The organism is Abditibacteriota bacterium, assembly GCA_017552965.1.
Classification (GTDB): domain Bacteria; phylum Armatimonadota; class UBA5829; order UBA5829; family UBA5829; genus RGIG7931.
On the sequence record JAFZNQ010000004.1, the window covers coordinates 104,144 to 120,930 of the forward strand.

16 protein-coding genes are annotated in these 16,787 nt (G+C 58.5%); 15 read left to right on the forward strand and 1 reads right to left on the reverse strand.

From position 1 onward, the window contains the following. Window positions 1–84 precede the first annotated feature (84 nt). From recF to IK083_00830, 6 genes are all read left to right on the forward strand, one after another. On the forward strand, window positions 85–1,188 hold the full coding sequence (recF, locus tag IK083_00805; GenBank protein ID MBR4748098.1) for a DNA replication/repair protein RecF: 1,104 nt from the start codon (window positions 85–87) through the stop codon (window positions 1,186–1,188). Beyond that, window positions 1,185–1,682 (forward strand): DUF721 domain-containing protein, encoded by a 498-nt coding sequence (locus tag IK083_00810; GenBank protein ID MBR4748099.1) that lies wholly within the window; start codon window positions 1,185–1,187, stop codon window positions 1,680–1,682. Before recF ends, IK083_00810 begins: the two co-directional genes overlap by 4 nt. A gap of 111 nt (window positions 1,683–1,793) precedes the next feature. Beyond that, window positions 1,794–2,234, forward strand: coding sequence for a tetratricopeptide repeat protein (locus IK083_00815; protein ID MBR4748100.1), 441 nt, complete (start codon window positions 1,794–1,796; stop codon window positions 2,232–2,234). A 9-nt stretch (window positions 2,235–2,243) separates the two neighbouring features. After that, window positions 2,244–3,320, forward strand: coding sequence for a hypothetical protein (locus tag IK083_00820; GenBank protein MBR4748101.1), 1,077 nt, complete (start codon window positions 2,244–2,246; stop codon window positions 3,318–3,320). Between the two features lie 94 nt (window positions 3,321–3,414). After that, entirely contained in the window at window positions 3,415–3,657 is a 243-nt protein-coding gene (locus tag IK083_00825; protein MBR4748102.1) for a 50S ribosomal protein L28, read from the forward strand. Window positions 3,658–3,764: 107 nt separating this feature from the next. Then, entirely contained in the window at window positions 3,765–4,340 is a 576-nt protein-coding gene (locus IK083_00830) for an NAD(P)H-dependent oxidoreductase (GenBank protein ID MBR4748103.1), read from the forward strand. 65 nt (window positions 4,341–4,405) lie between these two features. Here IK083_00830 and IK083_00835 read toward each other — a convergent pair whose 3' ends face one another. Continuing rightward, the gene (locus IK083_00835; GenBank protein MBR4748104.1) at window positions 4,406–5,614 is read right to left on the reverse strand and encodes a Gfo/Idh/MocA family oxidoreductase; all 1,209 of its coding nucleotides are present in this window, start codon (window positions 5,612–5,614) and stop codon (window positions 4,406–4,408) included. Between the two features lie 200 nt (window positions 5,615–5,814). Between IK083_00835 and IK083_00840 the strand changes: the two genes are divergently transcribed. The 9 genes from IK083_00840 to IK083_00880 form a co-directional block, all read left to right on the forward strand. Continuing rightward, complete coding sequence (locus tag IK083_00840) at window positions 5,815–6,798, forward strand: KpsF/GutQ family sugar-phosphate isomerase (protein MBR4748105.1); 984 nt, start codon at window positions 5,815–5,817, stop codon at window positions 6,796–6,798. Next, a complete protein-coding gene (locus IK083_00845; protein ID MBR4748106.1) occupies window positions 6,795–7,331 on the forward strand; it encodes an HAD hydrolase family protein in 537 nt (178 codons plus the stop codon). Before IK083_00840 ends, IK083_00845 begins: the two co-directional genes overlap by 4 nt. After that, window positions 7,331–8,056, forward strand: coding sequence for a metallophosphoesterase (locus IK083_00850; GenBank protein ID MBR4748107.1), 726 nt, complete (start codon window positions 7,331–7,333; stop codon window positions 8,054–8,056). Before IK083_00845 ends, IK083_00850 begins: the two co-directional genes overlap by 1 nt. Then, the gene (locus tag IK083_00855; GenBank protein ID MBR4748108.1) at window positions 8,053–9,996 is read left to right on the forward strand and encodes a hypothetical protein; all 1,944 of its coding nucleotides are present in this window, start codon (window positions 8,053–8,055) and stop codon (window positions 9,994–9,996) included. Before IK083_00850 ends, IK083_00855 begins: the two co-directional genes overlap by 4 nt. A 4-nt stretch (window positions 9,997–10,000) precedes the next feature. Then, window positions 10,001–10,597, forward strand: coding sequence for a hypothetical protein (locus IK083_00860; GenBank protein MBR4748109.1), 597 nt, complete (start codon window positions 10,001–10,003; stop codon window positions 10,595–10,597). A 17-nt stretch (window positions 10,598–10,614) separates the two neighbouring features. After that, a complete protein-coding gene (locus IK083_00865) occupies window positions 10,615–11,787 on the forward strand; it encodes a PilT/PilU family type 4a pilus ATPase (GenBank protein MBR4748110.1) in 1,173 nt (390 codons plus the stop codon). 12 nt (window positions 11,788–11,799) lie between these two features. Continuing rightward, window positions 11,800–12,690, forward strand: a complete 891-nt coding sequence (locus tag IK083_00870; protein ID MBR4748111.1) for a PD-(D/E)XK nuclease family protein — start codon at window positions 11,800–11,802, stop codon at window positions 12,688–12,690. A gap of 11 nt (window positions 12,691–12,701) precedes the next feature. Further along, window positions 12,702–15,107 (forward strand): Ig-like domain-containing protein, encoded by a 2,406-nt coding sequence (locus tag IK083_00875; protein MBR4748112.1) that lies wholly within the window; start codon window positions 12,702–12,704, stop codon window positions 15,105–15,107. A 55-nt stretch (window positions 15,108–15,162) separates the two neighbouring features. Beyond that, a partial coding sequence (locus IK083_00880; GenBank protein MBR4748113.1) for an Ig domain-containing protein occupies window positions 15,163–16,787 on the forward strand: 1,625 nt, incomplete at its 3' end.

Consider the following 16,787-nt stretch of genomic DNA (forward strand, 5'->3'; position numbering starts at 1 on the left):
CCCTTGTCCACAAATCAACAGGCATAAAAAAATAAAAAATAAATAAGAATTTGATATACAAATTCTTTTTAATTTTATAAGGGAATGCGCATACACACACTGACCATCAGAGATCTGAGATGCATCAGGGAGCTGGAGCTCAGGGCAGACGAAAAGCTCAACATACTGCTGGGAGCCAACGCTCAGGGCAAAAGCACCATCCTGGAAAGCATCTTTCTCGTCTGTACGTCCAAAAGCTTCAGAACAGGCTACGACCGTGAGCTCATATCCTTTGACAGCGATACGAGCTACGTGTCCGTCAGCGCTCACAGAGACAAAAAGAATCCGGTAAAGATAGAGCTGGCTCTCATGAAAAACAGGCCCAAATCCAAGAGCCTGAGGATAAACGGAGCCAACAAGAGCCGCATATCCGACCTCTTCGGAGAGCTCAACTGCGTGGTCTTTTCCTCGGAGGACGTGGCTCTGCTCAAGGGAGAGCCAAAGCTCAGAAGGAGATATCTCAATCTGGACATAGCCCAGCTCTATCCCAGCTACGCCGTCAGATACGGGGAATACAAGGCGGCTCTCAATCAGCGAAACGATCTGCTGAAAAAGATGGCCGAGGATCCCTCCGGCTGTCCCGCGGACGTGCTGGACGTCTATGACGCGCAGCTGGCCGCTCTGGGCTCGGACCTGATAGCCAGAAGGCTGAGCTATACTGACACTCTGTTTCGCTACGCCTCAGAGTTTTACAGGAGCGTCATAGACAGCGAAAAGGCGGAATTCAGATACAGATCCACGGTGGACTGCTCTTCTGCGGACAGGGAAGACATCGAAAAGGCCATGCTCCGGGGGCTGAGGGAAAAGAGGACCGGTGACGTGATCACCCATTCCACCGGCATAGGACCTCACAGAGACGACATACAGACAGCCATAGACGGCCGTCCGGTGAAAAGCTACGGCTCCGCCGGACAGCAAAGGTGCTGCGCTCTCGCCCTGAAGCTGGCCCAGATATATCTCTGTTACGACGTCACGGGCGAATATCCCATAGTGCTGCTGGACGACTTTTCCAGCGAGCTGGACCTTACCCGGCAGCAAAAGCTGCTTTCCGCCGTCCGCAGCAACTGTCAGTGCTTCGTCACCTCCACCCATCTGGACAGGGAAGAGGACGGCGAGGTGTTCGGAGTAGAGGAGGGGAGACTGGTATGAAGGACACGGAAAACAGCCGGGCAGACCACGTCTCCGATCTCATCAGGCTGGGAGAAGCGGTGGGCGCGTCCCGGGAGACCCGTTCCCGCTTTGAAGAATATCTCAGGTATGCCAGACTGTGGCGTATGGCTGCAGGGGAGCAGATAGCCAGGGTCAGCCGTCCCTACAGGTTCACCGGGGGCATCCTCTACGTGAGATGCATGACCGGAGTATGGGCGGAGGAGCTGCGCAACAACGCCCCGGAGATCCTGGACAGGCTCCTGGGCCTGGGCGCGGAGGAGATCAAAGAGCTGCGCTTTACCCAAAAATACTTCAGACTACCTTTTCCTGCGGAGCCTGCGGTCCGGGAAACTCTGCCGGAGCCGGAGCCCGCAGAGATAGAAGAAGCCCGAAGGCTTGCGGCGGTCATCAGCGACCCGGAGCTGCGAAAAGCGGCGGAAAAGGCCTATCTGGCCCAGAAAATAAGGGAAACTGCGGAGAAAAACCGCCGATAAGCGGGTTTTTTATTCTTAATATTGATTATTATTCCAAAATGTGCTTTAATTGAATATGAGGCAATTAAAATTTGACTACGTTAATAGGCCATTAACAAGGACGGTGTACTTATGACTATCGACTATGCGGACCTGGATTTTCAGTCAATAAAGAATACCAACATAGGCAAAGGCTTTGAGCTGCTCAAATCCAACGCCCTGAAAAACGCCATACTGACTCTCGAGGACGGCACCAGAGAATATTCCACCAGCTACGAAGCCTTTGAGTATCTGGGGATAGCCTATCTGATGTCCGGCCATTTCAACAGGGCCATAGGCGCCCTGACCAAGGCTTGCGAGATCAAGCCCGCCTCCGCTACCGCTCATTACAACCTGGCTATAGCCTACGAAAACGCCAAGGTGTACAATGACGCCCTCACTCATTTCACCACGGCTGCGGAGCTGAACCCCACCCACACGCTGGCTCAGGACAAGATCATCGAGATAGCTCAGATCATCCCCGAGACCAGAAAGGGCAGGATCAGACTGTTGAAGGGCAAGGGCGAAGGGTAAGGCAATAATATGCGTCTCGTAAAAATTCTTCTTTTTGTATTTGCTGCCCTTCTGTGGAGCGCCGGCGTCTTTGCCGAGTCTCCCCTGATACTGGTGGACGGCAAGCAGGCGGCCATAGACAGCGCAGTCATAGGCGAACAGGGCCACGTGATGGCGGCTCTGAGGGACCTGGAAGCTCTGGGCTGGGGCAAGATAGGCATTTCCGGCGGCGAGACCACCTTCACCGACGGCAAGGTCACCCTTTCCTTTGCCAAGAATTCCAGGAGCGCCAAGCTCAACTCCCTGAGCGTCACCCTGCCCGTGAGCACCTATCTCGCCAATTCCAAGCTCATGGTGCCCGTCAGCTTTGTGGCCAAGTCCATGGGCTACGGCTATGAGACTCAGAAGACCACCGTGGTGAACGTGACCAGAGAAGGCGTCGTCACCAAGACCTCCGCTCCTCCCGCTGCTGCGCCTGCGGCCCCTGCCGAGGCTGCCGCTCCCGCCAAGGAGGACAAGGCCCCGGCTCCCGCAGCTGTTGCAGCTGCCGGCGCCAACGGCAAGAACTGGTTCCAGGGCTCCGTGGCCTACAACGGCAAGAGGATAAAGGGCGTGAAGCTGATACTGAAGACGGATCCCGGCGCCAAGACTGTGAAGAGCGCCGTGTCCGACGCGGACGGCACCTTTGCCTTTTACAATATCCCCGACGGCAAGTATCAGATAGTCATAGACAACAAGGACAACGAGAACTACAAGACTCTCTCTCTCGGAGGCTTTGCCATCTCCGGCGGAGCGGCCAAGAAGCTCAACAAGTCCATCAATCTGGTGCTGGCCCTCAACAACTGCTCCGTGACCAGAGACGGAGACTATTTTGACGTCCGCTGGTCCAACGTCAACAACGTGAAGTTTTACAAGCTGTCCACCAGCTGCGCCAACAAGAAGGCCAAGACTCCGGTCTATACCTCCACCAAGAACTCGGTGAGGATACCCGTGGCGGACCTTTCCAAGGGGCAGATATATCAGCTGAAGCTCATAGCCGTGACCTCCGCCAACCTGACCATAGGCCAGTCCAACGGCAAAAACTGGACTCTGTCCACCCAAAATTAAGAGGATATTTGGAAAAACGCTTGATTTTACGCGGCGAAAGTGCTATAATGAAATTTGCGCGACAGTCGCAAATAACAATCAGGAGGATAACACAGTGTCAAGAGTTTGTTCTATTTGTGGAAAGGGACCTCAGTTCGGCCACAACATCAGACACATTCACTCCGGTCAATGGGCAAGACGCGCCCCCAAGACAAACAAGGTGTGGTATCCCAATCTTCAGACCGTCAGAGCAGTAGTGGGCGGCGAGACGAAAAGGATCAAGGTGTGCACCGATTGTCTCAAGAAGGGCTTGGTCATAAAACCTATTAAGCAGGTTAAGATATCAGACGCCGAATAAACCTGGCCGAAAAATAAGGAAGTCTTTGGTATTCAAAGGCTTCCGATTTTTTTCCGGAGCGCCCTGCGGGCCGGCCCGAGCGGAGCTCCGGATAAGTGAGGTGCTGTATGAACTCTCCCATACTATACGTCAACGCCTGTGTGCGCGCAGGCTCCCGGACCGCAAGGCTGGCAGAGAAGCTGCTGGCGCGGCTGGGCGGACCCTATGAAGAAGTCTGCCTCGCCCGCACTGACTTTTCCCCGGTGGACGAAGAATATCTCGTCAGGCGGGACCGGCTTGTGGCCGCAGGCGACCTGCAGGACCCTGCCTTTGACCCCGCCCGCCACTTTGCCATGGCGGAGACCGTCGTCATAGCGGCCCCCTACTGGGACCTGTCTTTTCCCGCCGCGCTGAAGCAGTATCTGGAGCATATCAACGTCCCGGGCATCACCTTCAGATACACGGAGGAGGGGGCGCCTGTAGGCCTCTGCCGGGCAAAAAGGCTCTTTTACGTGACCACGGCAGGGGGGAATGACGTCCCTGTGGAATACGGCTTCGGCTACGTCAAAGCCCTGGCCCGGGGCTACTACGGCATTCGTGACGTGCGCCTGATATGGGCAACAGGCCTGGACATATACGGAGCCGACGCGGAAGCCATCCTGAAAGCCGCGGAGGAAGCCCTGCCGCAAGAAGGGGATATGTGACCGGCCGCGGTCACAGGATGAAAAAACACCGGACGGCAGCAGCCGCCCGGCATTTTGTATCTGCGTCATTTGTTTTCCGATTTGGCTATGAGCCTTGCGAGGAGCTCTGCGTATTCGTCGGCGTCCAGAGGGAACTCCACGGTCTTGTCCTTCAGGGTGGACATGAGGATGCCGTTGGCCAGCTCCACCGACATGAGGCCTTCTTCGCCGGGAGCTATGAGCTTCTCGTCAAAGAGTATGGAGTCGATGAAGTTCTGCAGCACCTGAGGATGCTGATTGATGACCGGAGCGGCGGGCACTCCCACCTCCAGGGTCTCCCGGTTGGGATGGGACCAGGGCTTTTCGGTGGTGTCGGAAAATTCCTGCACGGGCACGTCGGTCTTGGTGAGGGTCAGCTTGCCGCCCTCCATGACCAGCTTGCCCTTGTCGCCGGCTATCTCCAGCCTGTTGGTGCCCGGGAATTCGCCGGTGGTGGTGATAAAGAGGCCGTTGGCGCCATTGGGCAGCTCCAGATAGGCTGTGACCTGATCCTCCACCTCTATCCTGTGAAATTTGCCAAAGGAGCAAAAGCTGCGCACTCTGGCGGGCATGCCCAGAAAATAGCACAGGAGGTCCAGATTGTGGGGGCACTGGTTGAGGAGCACGCCTCCGCCTTCGCCCTTCCAGGTGGCTCTCCAGGTGCCGGAATCATAGTAGGCCTGGCTGCGGAACCAGTCGGTGATGGTCCAGCTGAAGCGGCGTATCTCGCCCAGCATCTGATTGTCCAGCAGTTCCTTGACCTTGATGTGGATGGGGATGGTCCTCTGGTTGAACATGGCTTCCCATTTGAGCTCGGGGTTGCGCTTGTGGGCCTCGATGATCCGCAGGCAGTCCTTCTTGTGCACCGATATGGGCTTTTCCGTCAGCACGTGTATCCCGGCGTCCAGAGCCTCCTCTGCGATATAGGTGTGAGCGTAGTGGGGGGTGGCTATGACTATGGCGTCCACCAGACCCGACTTGATGAGCTCCTTGTAGTCGGTGAAGAAGGCCGCGTCGTCGCACACCAGAGAGCTCTCGTCCAGAAAGTTGCCCAGATTGGCGTCTATCTTGCCCTCGGCCACGTCCTTCTTGTATTGTTCCAGAAAGCCCTTGCCGGAGCAGAGAGCTTCCTTTTCGGGCAGCAGGTCGCACAGGGCCGCCAGCTTGACGTTGGTGAGCTTGCCCGAGCGGATGTTGTTCAGGTGGCTCGAGCCCATGGCTCCCACGCCTACGATACCCAGTCTGACTTTATTCATTGCGGTAACCTCTTTGTTGATTATTCACTTATTATATTACACCACCTGCGGGAAAATAGCAACACGGGCTTTTTTGCCCTGTCCACAAGCTATGAACAACCTGTGAACAAAAGGCGGGGGCTGCCGGGTCTTTTTTTGATTTACTTATTTTGTCAAAACTGCTATTATATAATTGTATGTAGTAAACAGGAGGACCAGTGATGAACGGTATAGATGAAGCAAAGCTGCTGAAGCGGGGAAAGGAGACCATCTCCAGAGAGGCGGACAACGTCATGAGGATGGGCGACTCGCTGGGTCAGGGCTTCGTGGATTGCTGCCGGGCTATCCTGGCTTCCCGGGGAAGGGTGGCCATGACAGGCATGGGCAAGTCGGGGCTGGTGGCAAAGAAGATATCGGCCACTCTGGCCTCCACCGGCACTCCCTCCTTTTATCTGCATCCCGCGGACGCGGTCCACGGGGATATGGGCATGATCACCCGGGAGGACGTGGTCATCGCTCTGTCCAACTCCGGGGAGTCCGGAGAGATAGTCAACATACTGCCGGTGATCAAGCGCATAGGCGCCCTGCTGGTGGGCATGACCGGCAGGGAAAACAGCTCTCTGGCCAGATATTCGGACATAGTCGTCCCGGTGGTCACCGACGGAGAGGCCTGCCCTCTGGGTCTGGCTCCCACCACCTCCACCACCTGCCAGCTGGCCATGGGAGACGCCATCAGCCTGGCGGTCATGGAGGCCCGGCAGTTCACCAAGGACCAATACGCCGTGTTCCATCCCGGCGGCGCTCTGGGCAAGAGGCTGCTGCTGACGGTGGAGGACGTGATGCGCACCGGCGACTTCGTGGCCCGGGTGTCTCCCGACACCAAGCTGCGGGACGTGCTCTTTGCCATCACCGAGGCCAACGCCGGCGCCGCTCTGGTCACGGGCCCCGAGGGCCTGCTGGAGGGCATCATCACCGACGGCGATATCAGGCGGGCCCTGCTGAGCTCCGAGGACAACCTCCACGCCGACGCCCGGGACATCATGTCTCCCAATCCGGTGACCATCGCTCCGGACAAGCTGGCCACCGAGGCCCTGCACAGGATGGAGGAAAGCGGCCGGAAGATAGGCGAGATGCCCGTGATACGGGACGGCAAGCCCCTGGGGGTCATCTGCCTGAAGGATCTGCTGACGGTAGGGATAGTATGACGGCTTTCGGGGACGTAGAGCTGCTGGCCATAGACGTGGACGGCACCCAGACGGACGGAAGCATGGTGGTCTATGAAGACAAGACCATCAAGTTCTTCAATGCCCGGGACGGTCTGGCCACCAATCTGCTCATCCGCTGCGGCGTCAGGGTGTACTGGCTGTCCGGCGGCTACAGCAGGGCCGTGGAGACCCGGGCGGCTGCCATGGGCATCACCGGCCTGAGGCAGGGCTGCTCCGCCAAGGGCACGGTCCTGGCGGAGATAGCGGAGCGGGAGGGCCTGCCTCTGGAAAAATGCGCCTACATGGGGGACGACCTGAACGACATCCCGGCCATCAGGGCCGCCGGCATAGGCATAGCCGTAGGCGACGCGGCTCCCGAATGCATCGCGGCGGCGGACTACGTCACCCGGCATCCCGGAGGCCGGGGGGCCGTGAGAGAGACGGCGGAGCTCATCCTGAAGGGAAAGGGGCTGTGGGAAGATATCATAGCCAACTTCGAAAAATACCTGATCAGCGACAAACAGGTCCACTGATGAGTCTCCTCACCATAGTCCACACGGGAGACCTGCACAATTCTCTCAACGCCAAAAAGGCGGACAGGCTGAGGGCTCTGAGGCAGGAGGCTGACCTGCTGCTGGATTCCGGCGACGCCATAGGGTCGGGCAATATCTTTTTCAATCCCTTCGGGGAGCGGGCCCAGAGCCTGATGAACAGGGCCCGGTACGACGCGGCGGCGGTGGGCAACAGGGAGTATCACCTCAACAGATACGCCATGAGGTGCAAGCTCATGAGGGCCCGCTTTCCCTACGTGTCCGCCAACTACTGCTGGTCCGAGGGCAGGATGTTCGAGGATTTTGAGCTGTTTGTCATCAGGAACGCCGAGATCTACGTGTTCGGCCTGTCCAACGTGAACGTGTCCCGGGACATGAAGATCAGCCGCTACGCCCATCAGTATCAGAACGACCCGGCGGACCGGGCGGAAAGCATGGTGCTGGAGATAGAGCAAAGGCCCTCCCGGGAATACACCAGAGTGATCATAGCCCTCACTCACGTGGGCCTGGAGACGGACAAGGAGATAGCCCGCCGGCTGGAGGGCAGGATAGACCTGATACTGGGAGGCCATTCCCACGACGTCTGCTACGGCTCCGTCCGGGGGACCCATATAGTGCACAGCGGCTGCAGAGGGCAGTTTGCCACGCGGCTTGTATACGACACCGACGCTAAAAAAATCACTTCTCTCGAGAGAATCGATATATGAAAACAAACAAAACGTCTTTCGTTTTAGTCTTATTACTGATATGCGCGGCCTGCGGCGCGTTTTGTCAGGAGGTGCTCTACGAGCCCTATCCCAGAAGCACCTCTCTGGACGCCGCCCACAGGGAGCCCGTGTTTACCCTGCAGTCCCGGGTGGCCACCCTGTGCAGGTATTCGGTGAACGAGCTCAAAGACTACGGCGAGATGACTCCCTTTGACGAGACCGAGCCCACGAACATGCACACGGTCAGGCTCAGGGGGCTGGACGCCCGCCCGGGGGCGGTCAACCGGGTCTACGTGAAGTGCGACGCCTCCGGGGAGACCCTGGAGCTCACATATACCTTTGTCACGGAGAGAGACCCCTCCCTGTCCGGAGCGGCCGTCACCGGCCTGCGGCAGGAAGGGGGCGTCATCAGCGATGAGGAGCTGAGCAGGCTGTCCCTGATATCCTCGGCCGACCTTTCCCGGGACAGGCTCGCCGCCCTGAAGGAGACCCACCGGGGGCTGGTGTGCCTGTTGGAGACCTTTATCTCCTCCGCTCCCGCGGGGCTGAAGGACAGCTGCTATCTCAGGGACCGGGAGGGAGCCCTCATAGAGGCCTTTCCCGGCAGATACAGGCTGGACCTGACCTCCTTTGAGACGGGCAGCTACATCACGGGCCGGATCTACGAGCAGTTTGCGGAGGCTTCCTTTTTGTACGACGGGTGCCTGCTGATGGATCTGGTCATGACCTGCGACGAGATCTACAGGGACTGGGACCCCCGGAAAAAGCATCAGCCCAAGGCCTCGGACAAGGAGACGGAGGAGGCCTGGTACAAGGGAGTGGTCTATGCCCTGAGAAATCTGAGGTGGTATTATCCCTACGGCATAGTCACGGCCCACACCACCGCCCGGGCGGAGGACACCACCCTGTTCAAGCTCCTGAACGGCAAGGGCATAGTCTATACCTCCCGGGACCTGGACCCGGACATCTGCAGGGAGCTCCTGAGCGAATATGAGGAGTGGATGGCCAGAGTGCTGACCAACAAGGTGGTGCTCATAGAATATCTGGCCGCCGACAGCCCGGAGGCCCGCTCCGCGGCGGACGGTCCCGGCAGGCTGCCGGGGAAAATGTGGCGGGAATACAGCCGTTTCCGCTTCGGCTACGCTCTGTCCCGCATGAACGACGGCATATTCACCGCCCGCCAGAGCGAATTCGTCTCGGGGTCCCCCTGGTTTGACGAATACGCCTTTGACCTGGGCCGGCCCGTGTCCAAGGCCAAGTATTACAGCGGGGGAGAGGAGGTCTATACCAAGACCAACGTCATCAACGCCATCAATTCCGTCACCTCCCGGGTGTTCCGGCGGGACTTCGAAAAGGGGATCATCCTCCTGAACGGCGAGAGCGAGCCGGTCCGCATCCTCCTGGAGGAGGACTGCGCCAGGTTCGTCTCCGGCGACGCGCCCCTCTGGGAAAAGTATTTTGACAACAGCGACCCGGCTGTGTTTTCGGTGGCGGGCAGCGATTTCAAAAAGGCTGACGCCGCCGCCGGCAGGGAGCTCTATATCAGGAACGGCGACTGCGTGGTGTGCTCCCGGTCCGCCGCCGCCGGCTACTCCTTCGGGGTGCCCTTTGAAGACGACTATTCCCTGGAAGGCTATTTCCCGGGCATCTACGAGGGCCCGGAGCCTGCGGAGCGCATATACTGCGATCTGTATGTCAACGGACGGCAGGCAGACGCGGCGGAGATAGAGACGGCGTCTCTGGGGCCCGGCGCGGTCTCTCTGTTTGACAAGGTGTCCCTGAAGCCCGGGGACGAGGTCGAGGTGAGGATCACCGGCGACGGATTTTTTGCGGTGGATTTCATATACCTGTCCTCCGGCAAGAGATACAACGACGGTTCGCCGGCAAAGGAGATCACACTGGACCCTTATGACGGCATACTGCTGAAAAGGGCGGAATAACTGTATGAAAAGACTGTTTTTGCTGCTGCTCTTACTGGCCTGCGCCGGGAGCCTCTTTGCCGTGGACGGCGACTTGGCGGAGGTGCGCATCATATATTCCGGCAGGATGGCCGAGAGCATGGCAGTGGTGTATCCCGAAAAGCTGTCCAGCAGCCAGCAGATGAACGATATAGCCTACGTGAAGAGCTGTATCATGTCCTTTGACGTGGCTGTGACCACCGGCAGCGTCAGAAAGAACGGCACCGAGTGCACCACCATATGCTACATCATCCACCGGTATCCCGTCAGGCCCGGCAACGGCTCCCTGCTGGATATAGTCATCACTCTGCTGAAGAGATACAGGCATATCAACGTGGAGTGCTACGGTCTGCCGGCTCCCTCCCGGTCCTACTACACGGTGAACAACAAATACGTGGATATCAGGGGAGAGTATTACGGCGACCTGCTGGAGTATGACGTCATAGTCAGGGATCCGGGCTTCTCCAGGCTCCGGACTCCGGACATATACGTCACGGAAAAGAGATTTACCATAGGCATTTTTTTGATAATCATCGGTGTGATGGGCGCATTTTGCATATTCGCTGTCACCCGAAAAAGATAATAATACAGGAGACAAATATGGCCATAGGTTTCAAATTTGAAGAGCTTGCCCGCATAGCGGCATCCAACAGAGCTTCGGATATTTTCGTCAAGGCGGGGGCTCCCCCCAGGATGAAGCTCCACGGCGACATCATTGAGATGGAAGGCTATCCCGTGCTGGGAGACGAAGAGGCCGACGAGCTGATATATCAGAATCTCACCCAGGAGCAGATAGGCCGCTTTGAGAGGACCCACGAGCTGGACGCCTCTCTCCGGTTCCCGGGCATCTGCCGCTTCAGGCTGAACGTGTACAGACAGAGAAACTCTTCCGCCGCGGTCTTCAGAGTCATTCCCGAGGACATCATGACCCTGGACGACCTGAACATGCCTGCCACCCTGAAGGAGTTTGCCAAGCTGAAGGACGGTCTCATCCTGGTCACCGGCCCTACGGGCTGCGGCAAATCCACCACTCTGGCCGCCATCATCAACGAGATCAACGAAACCAGAAGGGCCAACATCATCACCATCGAGGACCCGGTGGAATTTGTCCATCCGGACAAAAAGTCCCTCATATCCCAGAGAGAAGTGGGCATCGACACGGAGAGCTTTGGCAGCGCTCTGAAATACATCCTGCGTCAGGCTCCCGACATCATCCTGGTGGGTGAGCTCCGGGACGTGGAGACCATGAACATCGCTCTGTCCGCTTCGGAGACCGGCCACCTGGTGCTCAGCACTCTGCACACCTCCTCCGCAGCGGAGACTCTGGAGAGGATCATCAACATGTTCCCGCCCTCCGAGAGAGAGCTGCTGTGTCTGCGTATCAGCAAGACCCTGAAGGGCATCGTGGCCCAGAGGCTGCTGAAGCGTATAGACAAGCCCGGCAGGATCGCTTCCGTGGAGGTCATGACCGCCACGCCTACCACCGTCAAGCTGCTGGAAGAGGGGCGTTCCGGCTCTATCTACGACGCCATCAAAGAGGGCAGCTATTTCGGCATGCAGACCATGAACTATTCTCTGGACAGATACGTGAAGGCGGGTATCATCAGCAAGGAAGACGCCATCGCCAACTCCGGCAATATTTCCGAGCTGAATCTGATGCTGCGCCGCACCAGCGTCACCAGGGAAGAGATGGGTCTTGAGTCAGGCAAAAAGCCCCAGCAGCCCAAGCCGCAGCTGAGGCCCAAGACCCCCGGACCCGGGTCCAGACAATAAACAGCCTGCTCCATGAACAGGCTCCCGTATCCCTCCTGGTCCCATTCTTCCATGAAGCTGTTTGAAGGGTGCAGGAGAGAGTATTATTACAGCAAATACCACGCCCTCTGCCGGGACAGGCATCACGTCCGGGCCCTGAAGAACATGACCTCCGCCCCCCTGCTGGCGGGCAGTCTGGTCCACGAGGTCATAGCCCGGGCTCTCTCGGACAGATACAAATACGGCAGAGCGCCGTCGCCGGAGCAGGTGACAGACGCCTTTCGCAGGCGCTATGAAGAGGCTGTGGCCAGGTCTGCCGATTGCGCAGACCCGGCAGCCTGGTCCGATACGGCGGAGGGCATGCTCGCGGAGCATTATTACTCCGAGACGGGAGCCGCGGAGACCATACGGGCTGCCGGCGAAAAAGGCGCGGCGGGACTCCGGAGCCTGTGCGCCCACAGCCTGTGGCGCAAGCTCAACGAAGAATTGGCCCCGGAAAACATCAAGTATATGGACAAGCCGGATGATTTCCCCAGCTTCGAATACGAGGGCATCCGGGTGTATGCGAAGATCGACCTGGCAGTCTGCGGCAGGAGCTGGTACCGCATATTTGACTGGAAGACCGGCAGGCCCGGCGACGCAGACCCTCTGCAGCCGGCGATCTACGCCCTATATGCCCAAAGCGAGTGGCGCTGGGAGCCTGAAAAGGTGCAGTTTGATTTTGTCTATCTGTCTCCGGAGGTCCGGCGGGTCCGCGCCGTGACAGACGCGGAGAGCCTGCGGGAGGCCCGGGAGACCATCGCCGCGTCCTTTGAAGAAATGGTCCGGCTTTACCGTGACGGGTCTCCCGTGATAGAGGACTTTCCTCAGAACATATCGCCCAAGTGTCAAGGCTGCCGGTTCAGGGAGCTTTGCTCAGTATAAGTGAGGTAATCATGAAAAAAACAATTCTTGTCTTGTGGCTGTTATTCATAGCCTGCGCGGTCATGGCCGCCGAGTCTGTGGCGCCGCTGAATCCCGAATACCTGGAGTGGGTACAGAGCGGCAAAAAGGCCGCGGGCATAGCCCGCGGAGGCAGGATCCCCGTCCCGGTCGGCAGCTTTTTTATCCCTTCCGAAGAGCCTGTGTTCAAGCTGGGAGAGCTGCCCGCGTATTATGATCTGCGCAGCGAGGGCAAGGTGTCTCCCATCAGGGACCAGGGCCCCTTCGGCATCTGCTGGGTCTTCGGCGCTATTGCCAGTATGGAAGGCAGCTGGCTCATGGACAACCCCTACGGCAGCGTGGATTATTCGACGTTCAACGTGGTCAGAAACACCGCGCCCTACTGGGGGGTCGATCTGGAGTCCGGCGGACATTATCTCATATCTTCGTCTTATTTTGCCCGGCTGCTGGGGCCCGTGTACGAAAAGGACGAGCCCTTTGACCCCGGCGCCTCGGGAGTGCCTGCCGCGCCGGCGAAGAAGCCCGCGGTGAGAGCCTATATCACAGAGGCGGAATATATCCCCGACCATCTGATGCACGACACCAGCATACTGGACGGCGACAAGCCCAGCCAGGCCTATATGGACGATATCAAGAGATCTATCATGTCCAAGGGCGTCATAGACTTTTCGTATTATCACAGCAATTCTTATCTGAACTCCGCCAACGGCAGCTATTACTGCGACAACAGCTACTATGCCAACCACGAGATATCCATAGTAGGCTGGGACGACAATTATTCCAGATCCAAATTCAACAAGACCCCTGCCGGCAACGGAGCCTGGCTGGCCAGAAACAGCTGGGGGACCGGCTTCGGCAACAGCGGTTATATGTGGATATCCTACTATGACAAGTCTGCCTGCGACTATTGCCAGTTCAGCCTGACCACAGATCTCGCCAGGTATTCCCGGGTCTACGAGCTGGAGGCCAAGGGGCTGGTTACCTCCGGCAGCTACACCCAGGCCAGAAGCGCCTTTACCATGAAGCAGGACGGCAGCACCGTGGACGCGGGCACCTACTGTATGGCAGGCGGCGAGACCCTCAGGTGCACCGTCTATGTCAACGGGACAAAGGCGGCTTCCGGAGAAAAATACTGCAAGTATCCCGGCTATTACCTCATACCCGTCAAGGCCTCCTTTGCCAAGGGGGACAAGGTGATCTGCCGGATCCAGTACGCGGACAACAAACAGAGCGGCATATACTATACTCCTCTGACCGACGATCTTTCCATGTCGTCCAATGGGGACTGCCAGCTCAGCAACGACGGCTCTGACTGGACCGACACCCGGGAAGCCTTTGGCACTCCCTACGCCAACTGCATCAAGCTCTATACCAGGGACGCGTCTTCCTCCGTAGCCGTCACCGGCGTCAGCCTGGACAAGACCTCTCTCAGCCTGAAAAAGGGAGACACCTATACCCTGGCGGCCACGGTGAAGCCCTCCGACGCCACCAACAAGACAGTCACTTGGTCTTCCGGCGATACGGCGGTGGCCAAGGTGTCCTCCGAGGGCAAGGTGACGGCCGTCGGTTCCGGGACCTGCAATATTACCGTCAAGACCAAGGACGGCGGCTTTACGGCCAAGTGCAAGGTCACCGTCGCCGAGGCCTCCGTGCCCGTCACGGGGGTGACCCTCTCCGACACGGAGATCAAGCTGAAAAAGGGCGAGTCAAAGACCCTGACCGCCACGGTGAAGCCCTCCAACGCCACCAACAAGAACGTGACCTGGACTTCGGACGACACCTCCATAGCCACGGTGTCCTCCACCGGCGTGGTGAAGGCCGTGAGCGGCGGCACCGTGAAGATCCGGGTGAAGACCAGGGACGGCGGCTTCTCCGCCAAATGCAAGGTAAAGGTGACCGTGCCGGTCACCGGCGTCACTCTGAACAAAAAGGAGATGACCCTCACAAAGGGCGCCTCCGAAACTCTGACGGCGACTATAGCGCCCTCTGACGCCACCAACAAGGAGCTGAGCTGGAAGTCCTATGACGAGAGCATCGTCACCATAGCTTCCGACGGCACGGTGACCGCCGTGGGCGCCGGCAAGACCAAGGTGCGGGCAAAGACCCGGGACGGCGGCTTTACCGCCTACTGCTGGATCAAGGTGACCGTGCCCGTAACGGGCGTCACCCTGAACAAGTCCTCCCTGACCATCGCCAAGGGGGCCTCCGCGCCTCTCACAGCCACGGTGCTGCCCTCCGACGCCACCAAGAAGGACGTGAAGTGGAAGTCCTATGACACGAGTATAGCCACCGTGGACCAGAACGGCAAGGTGAAGGGCGTGGCCAAGGGTACCACCACCGTGAGGGTCCAGACCAGGGACGGCGATTTTCGCGCCAAGTGCAAGGTGACGGTCAACTAAACGAATATACGGGCTGCGGTCATGCGTGACCGCAGCCTCTGTGACAAGCGAGGCTATGATGAAAACATATACCAAAATCATTCTGACGGTCTGCGCCGTTTTTGCTTTGTGCCTGGCGGCCTATGCCGTGACCTGGAACGGGGCCACCACCATATTTTCGTCCCAGACCAGGTCCGACGAGACCTATACCTCCACGAAGGCGGATCAGAACTCTCTGCTCATAAGCACCTCCGGCAAGGTGACCATCAACAACGCCACCGTGACCAAGACCGGCGATTCTCTGCATAGCGACAATTGCCGGTATTACGGCGTCAATGCCGGGGTCATGTGCAAGAGCGGCGACGAGAAAGGCGAGACTTATTTCAACGGGGGCAATATCCAGGCGGACGCCGAGGGAGGCGACGGCCTGGTCTGCTATTACGCTTCGGCATACCTCAAGGACTCCGTCATATCCTCTCCCAAGTCCAGAGGCGTGGTGGCGGCGGAAAAGGGCTTTGTGACCCTGAACAACACCCGGGTTTACTGCGACAGCCTCCTGCCTTACGGAGGAGCGGTATGCGCCGAATACTGGGGCAACGCCAGCATATCCGGCGGCAAAGCCTGGGGCTCGGCGTGCCCGGCCATATACAGCGAGTGGTACGTGTTTGCCGAAAACGCCGATCTGTATTCCATGGATGACCCTGCCGTGGTGGTGGCTGAGACCGGCAATGCGGATATCCATGACTGTACCGTCAGGACCGGGCAGGAGAGCGAGAACCCTCCCTTCGCCGTCCTGTTCACCAACGAAAACTCCACCGGCGTGTCCTCCTTTACCATGACGGGCGGGGAGATAGACAGCATAGACAAATTCTCTGTCCAAAACTCCAGCCCCTACATCTTTCTCAAGGAAGTGACTATGTCCGGCTATCCCGGGACCTTCCTGGAGGTTTACGCCGGAGAGGATGAAAACGGCGGCGCCATCGGCGGCAACGTGACGCTGGATATGCTCGCCCAGTCTGCCGAGGGGGACGTCAACGTGAACTCCCTTGCTTCCCTGAAGCTGAATATGGATCAGGGGTCCTCCTTCAGAGGCTGCATCAACAACGCGGGCCCGGAAGGGGACGTGGCGGTGACCGTCACCGGCGGCAGCGTGTGGACCCTGACGGGGGACAGCTATATAAGCACCATAGACGCGGAAAGCCCGGACAGCGTGGTCCTCAACGGCCATACCCTGTACGTGAACGGGACCCCCTACGATCCTAACGATACGGCCGTCACGGGGGTGTCCCTGAACCAGAACACCGCCACGGTATTCGTGGGCGATTTCATAGTCCTGGAGGCCGAGGTGACCCCCGCCAGCGCCGCGGATAAGAAGGTGACCTGGCAGAGCTATGACAAGACCATCGCCACCGTGGATTCCTACGGCATAGTAACGGGCGTGGCCCCGGGCACCACCACCATCCGGGCAAAGACCAGGGAAGGGGGCTTCACCGCCAAATGCAAGGTGACCGTGAAGGAGCCCGTGGTCAGTGTGGAGAGCGTGACCCTGAACAAGACCAAGGTGACTCTGGACAAGGGCGCCTCCGTGACCCTGAAGGCCACCGTAGCCCCGGCAGAAGCCACCAACAAGGCGGTGACCTGGACCAGCTATGACACGGCTATAGCCACCGTGGACCAGAACGGCAAGGTCAAGGCCGTAGC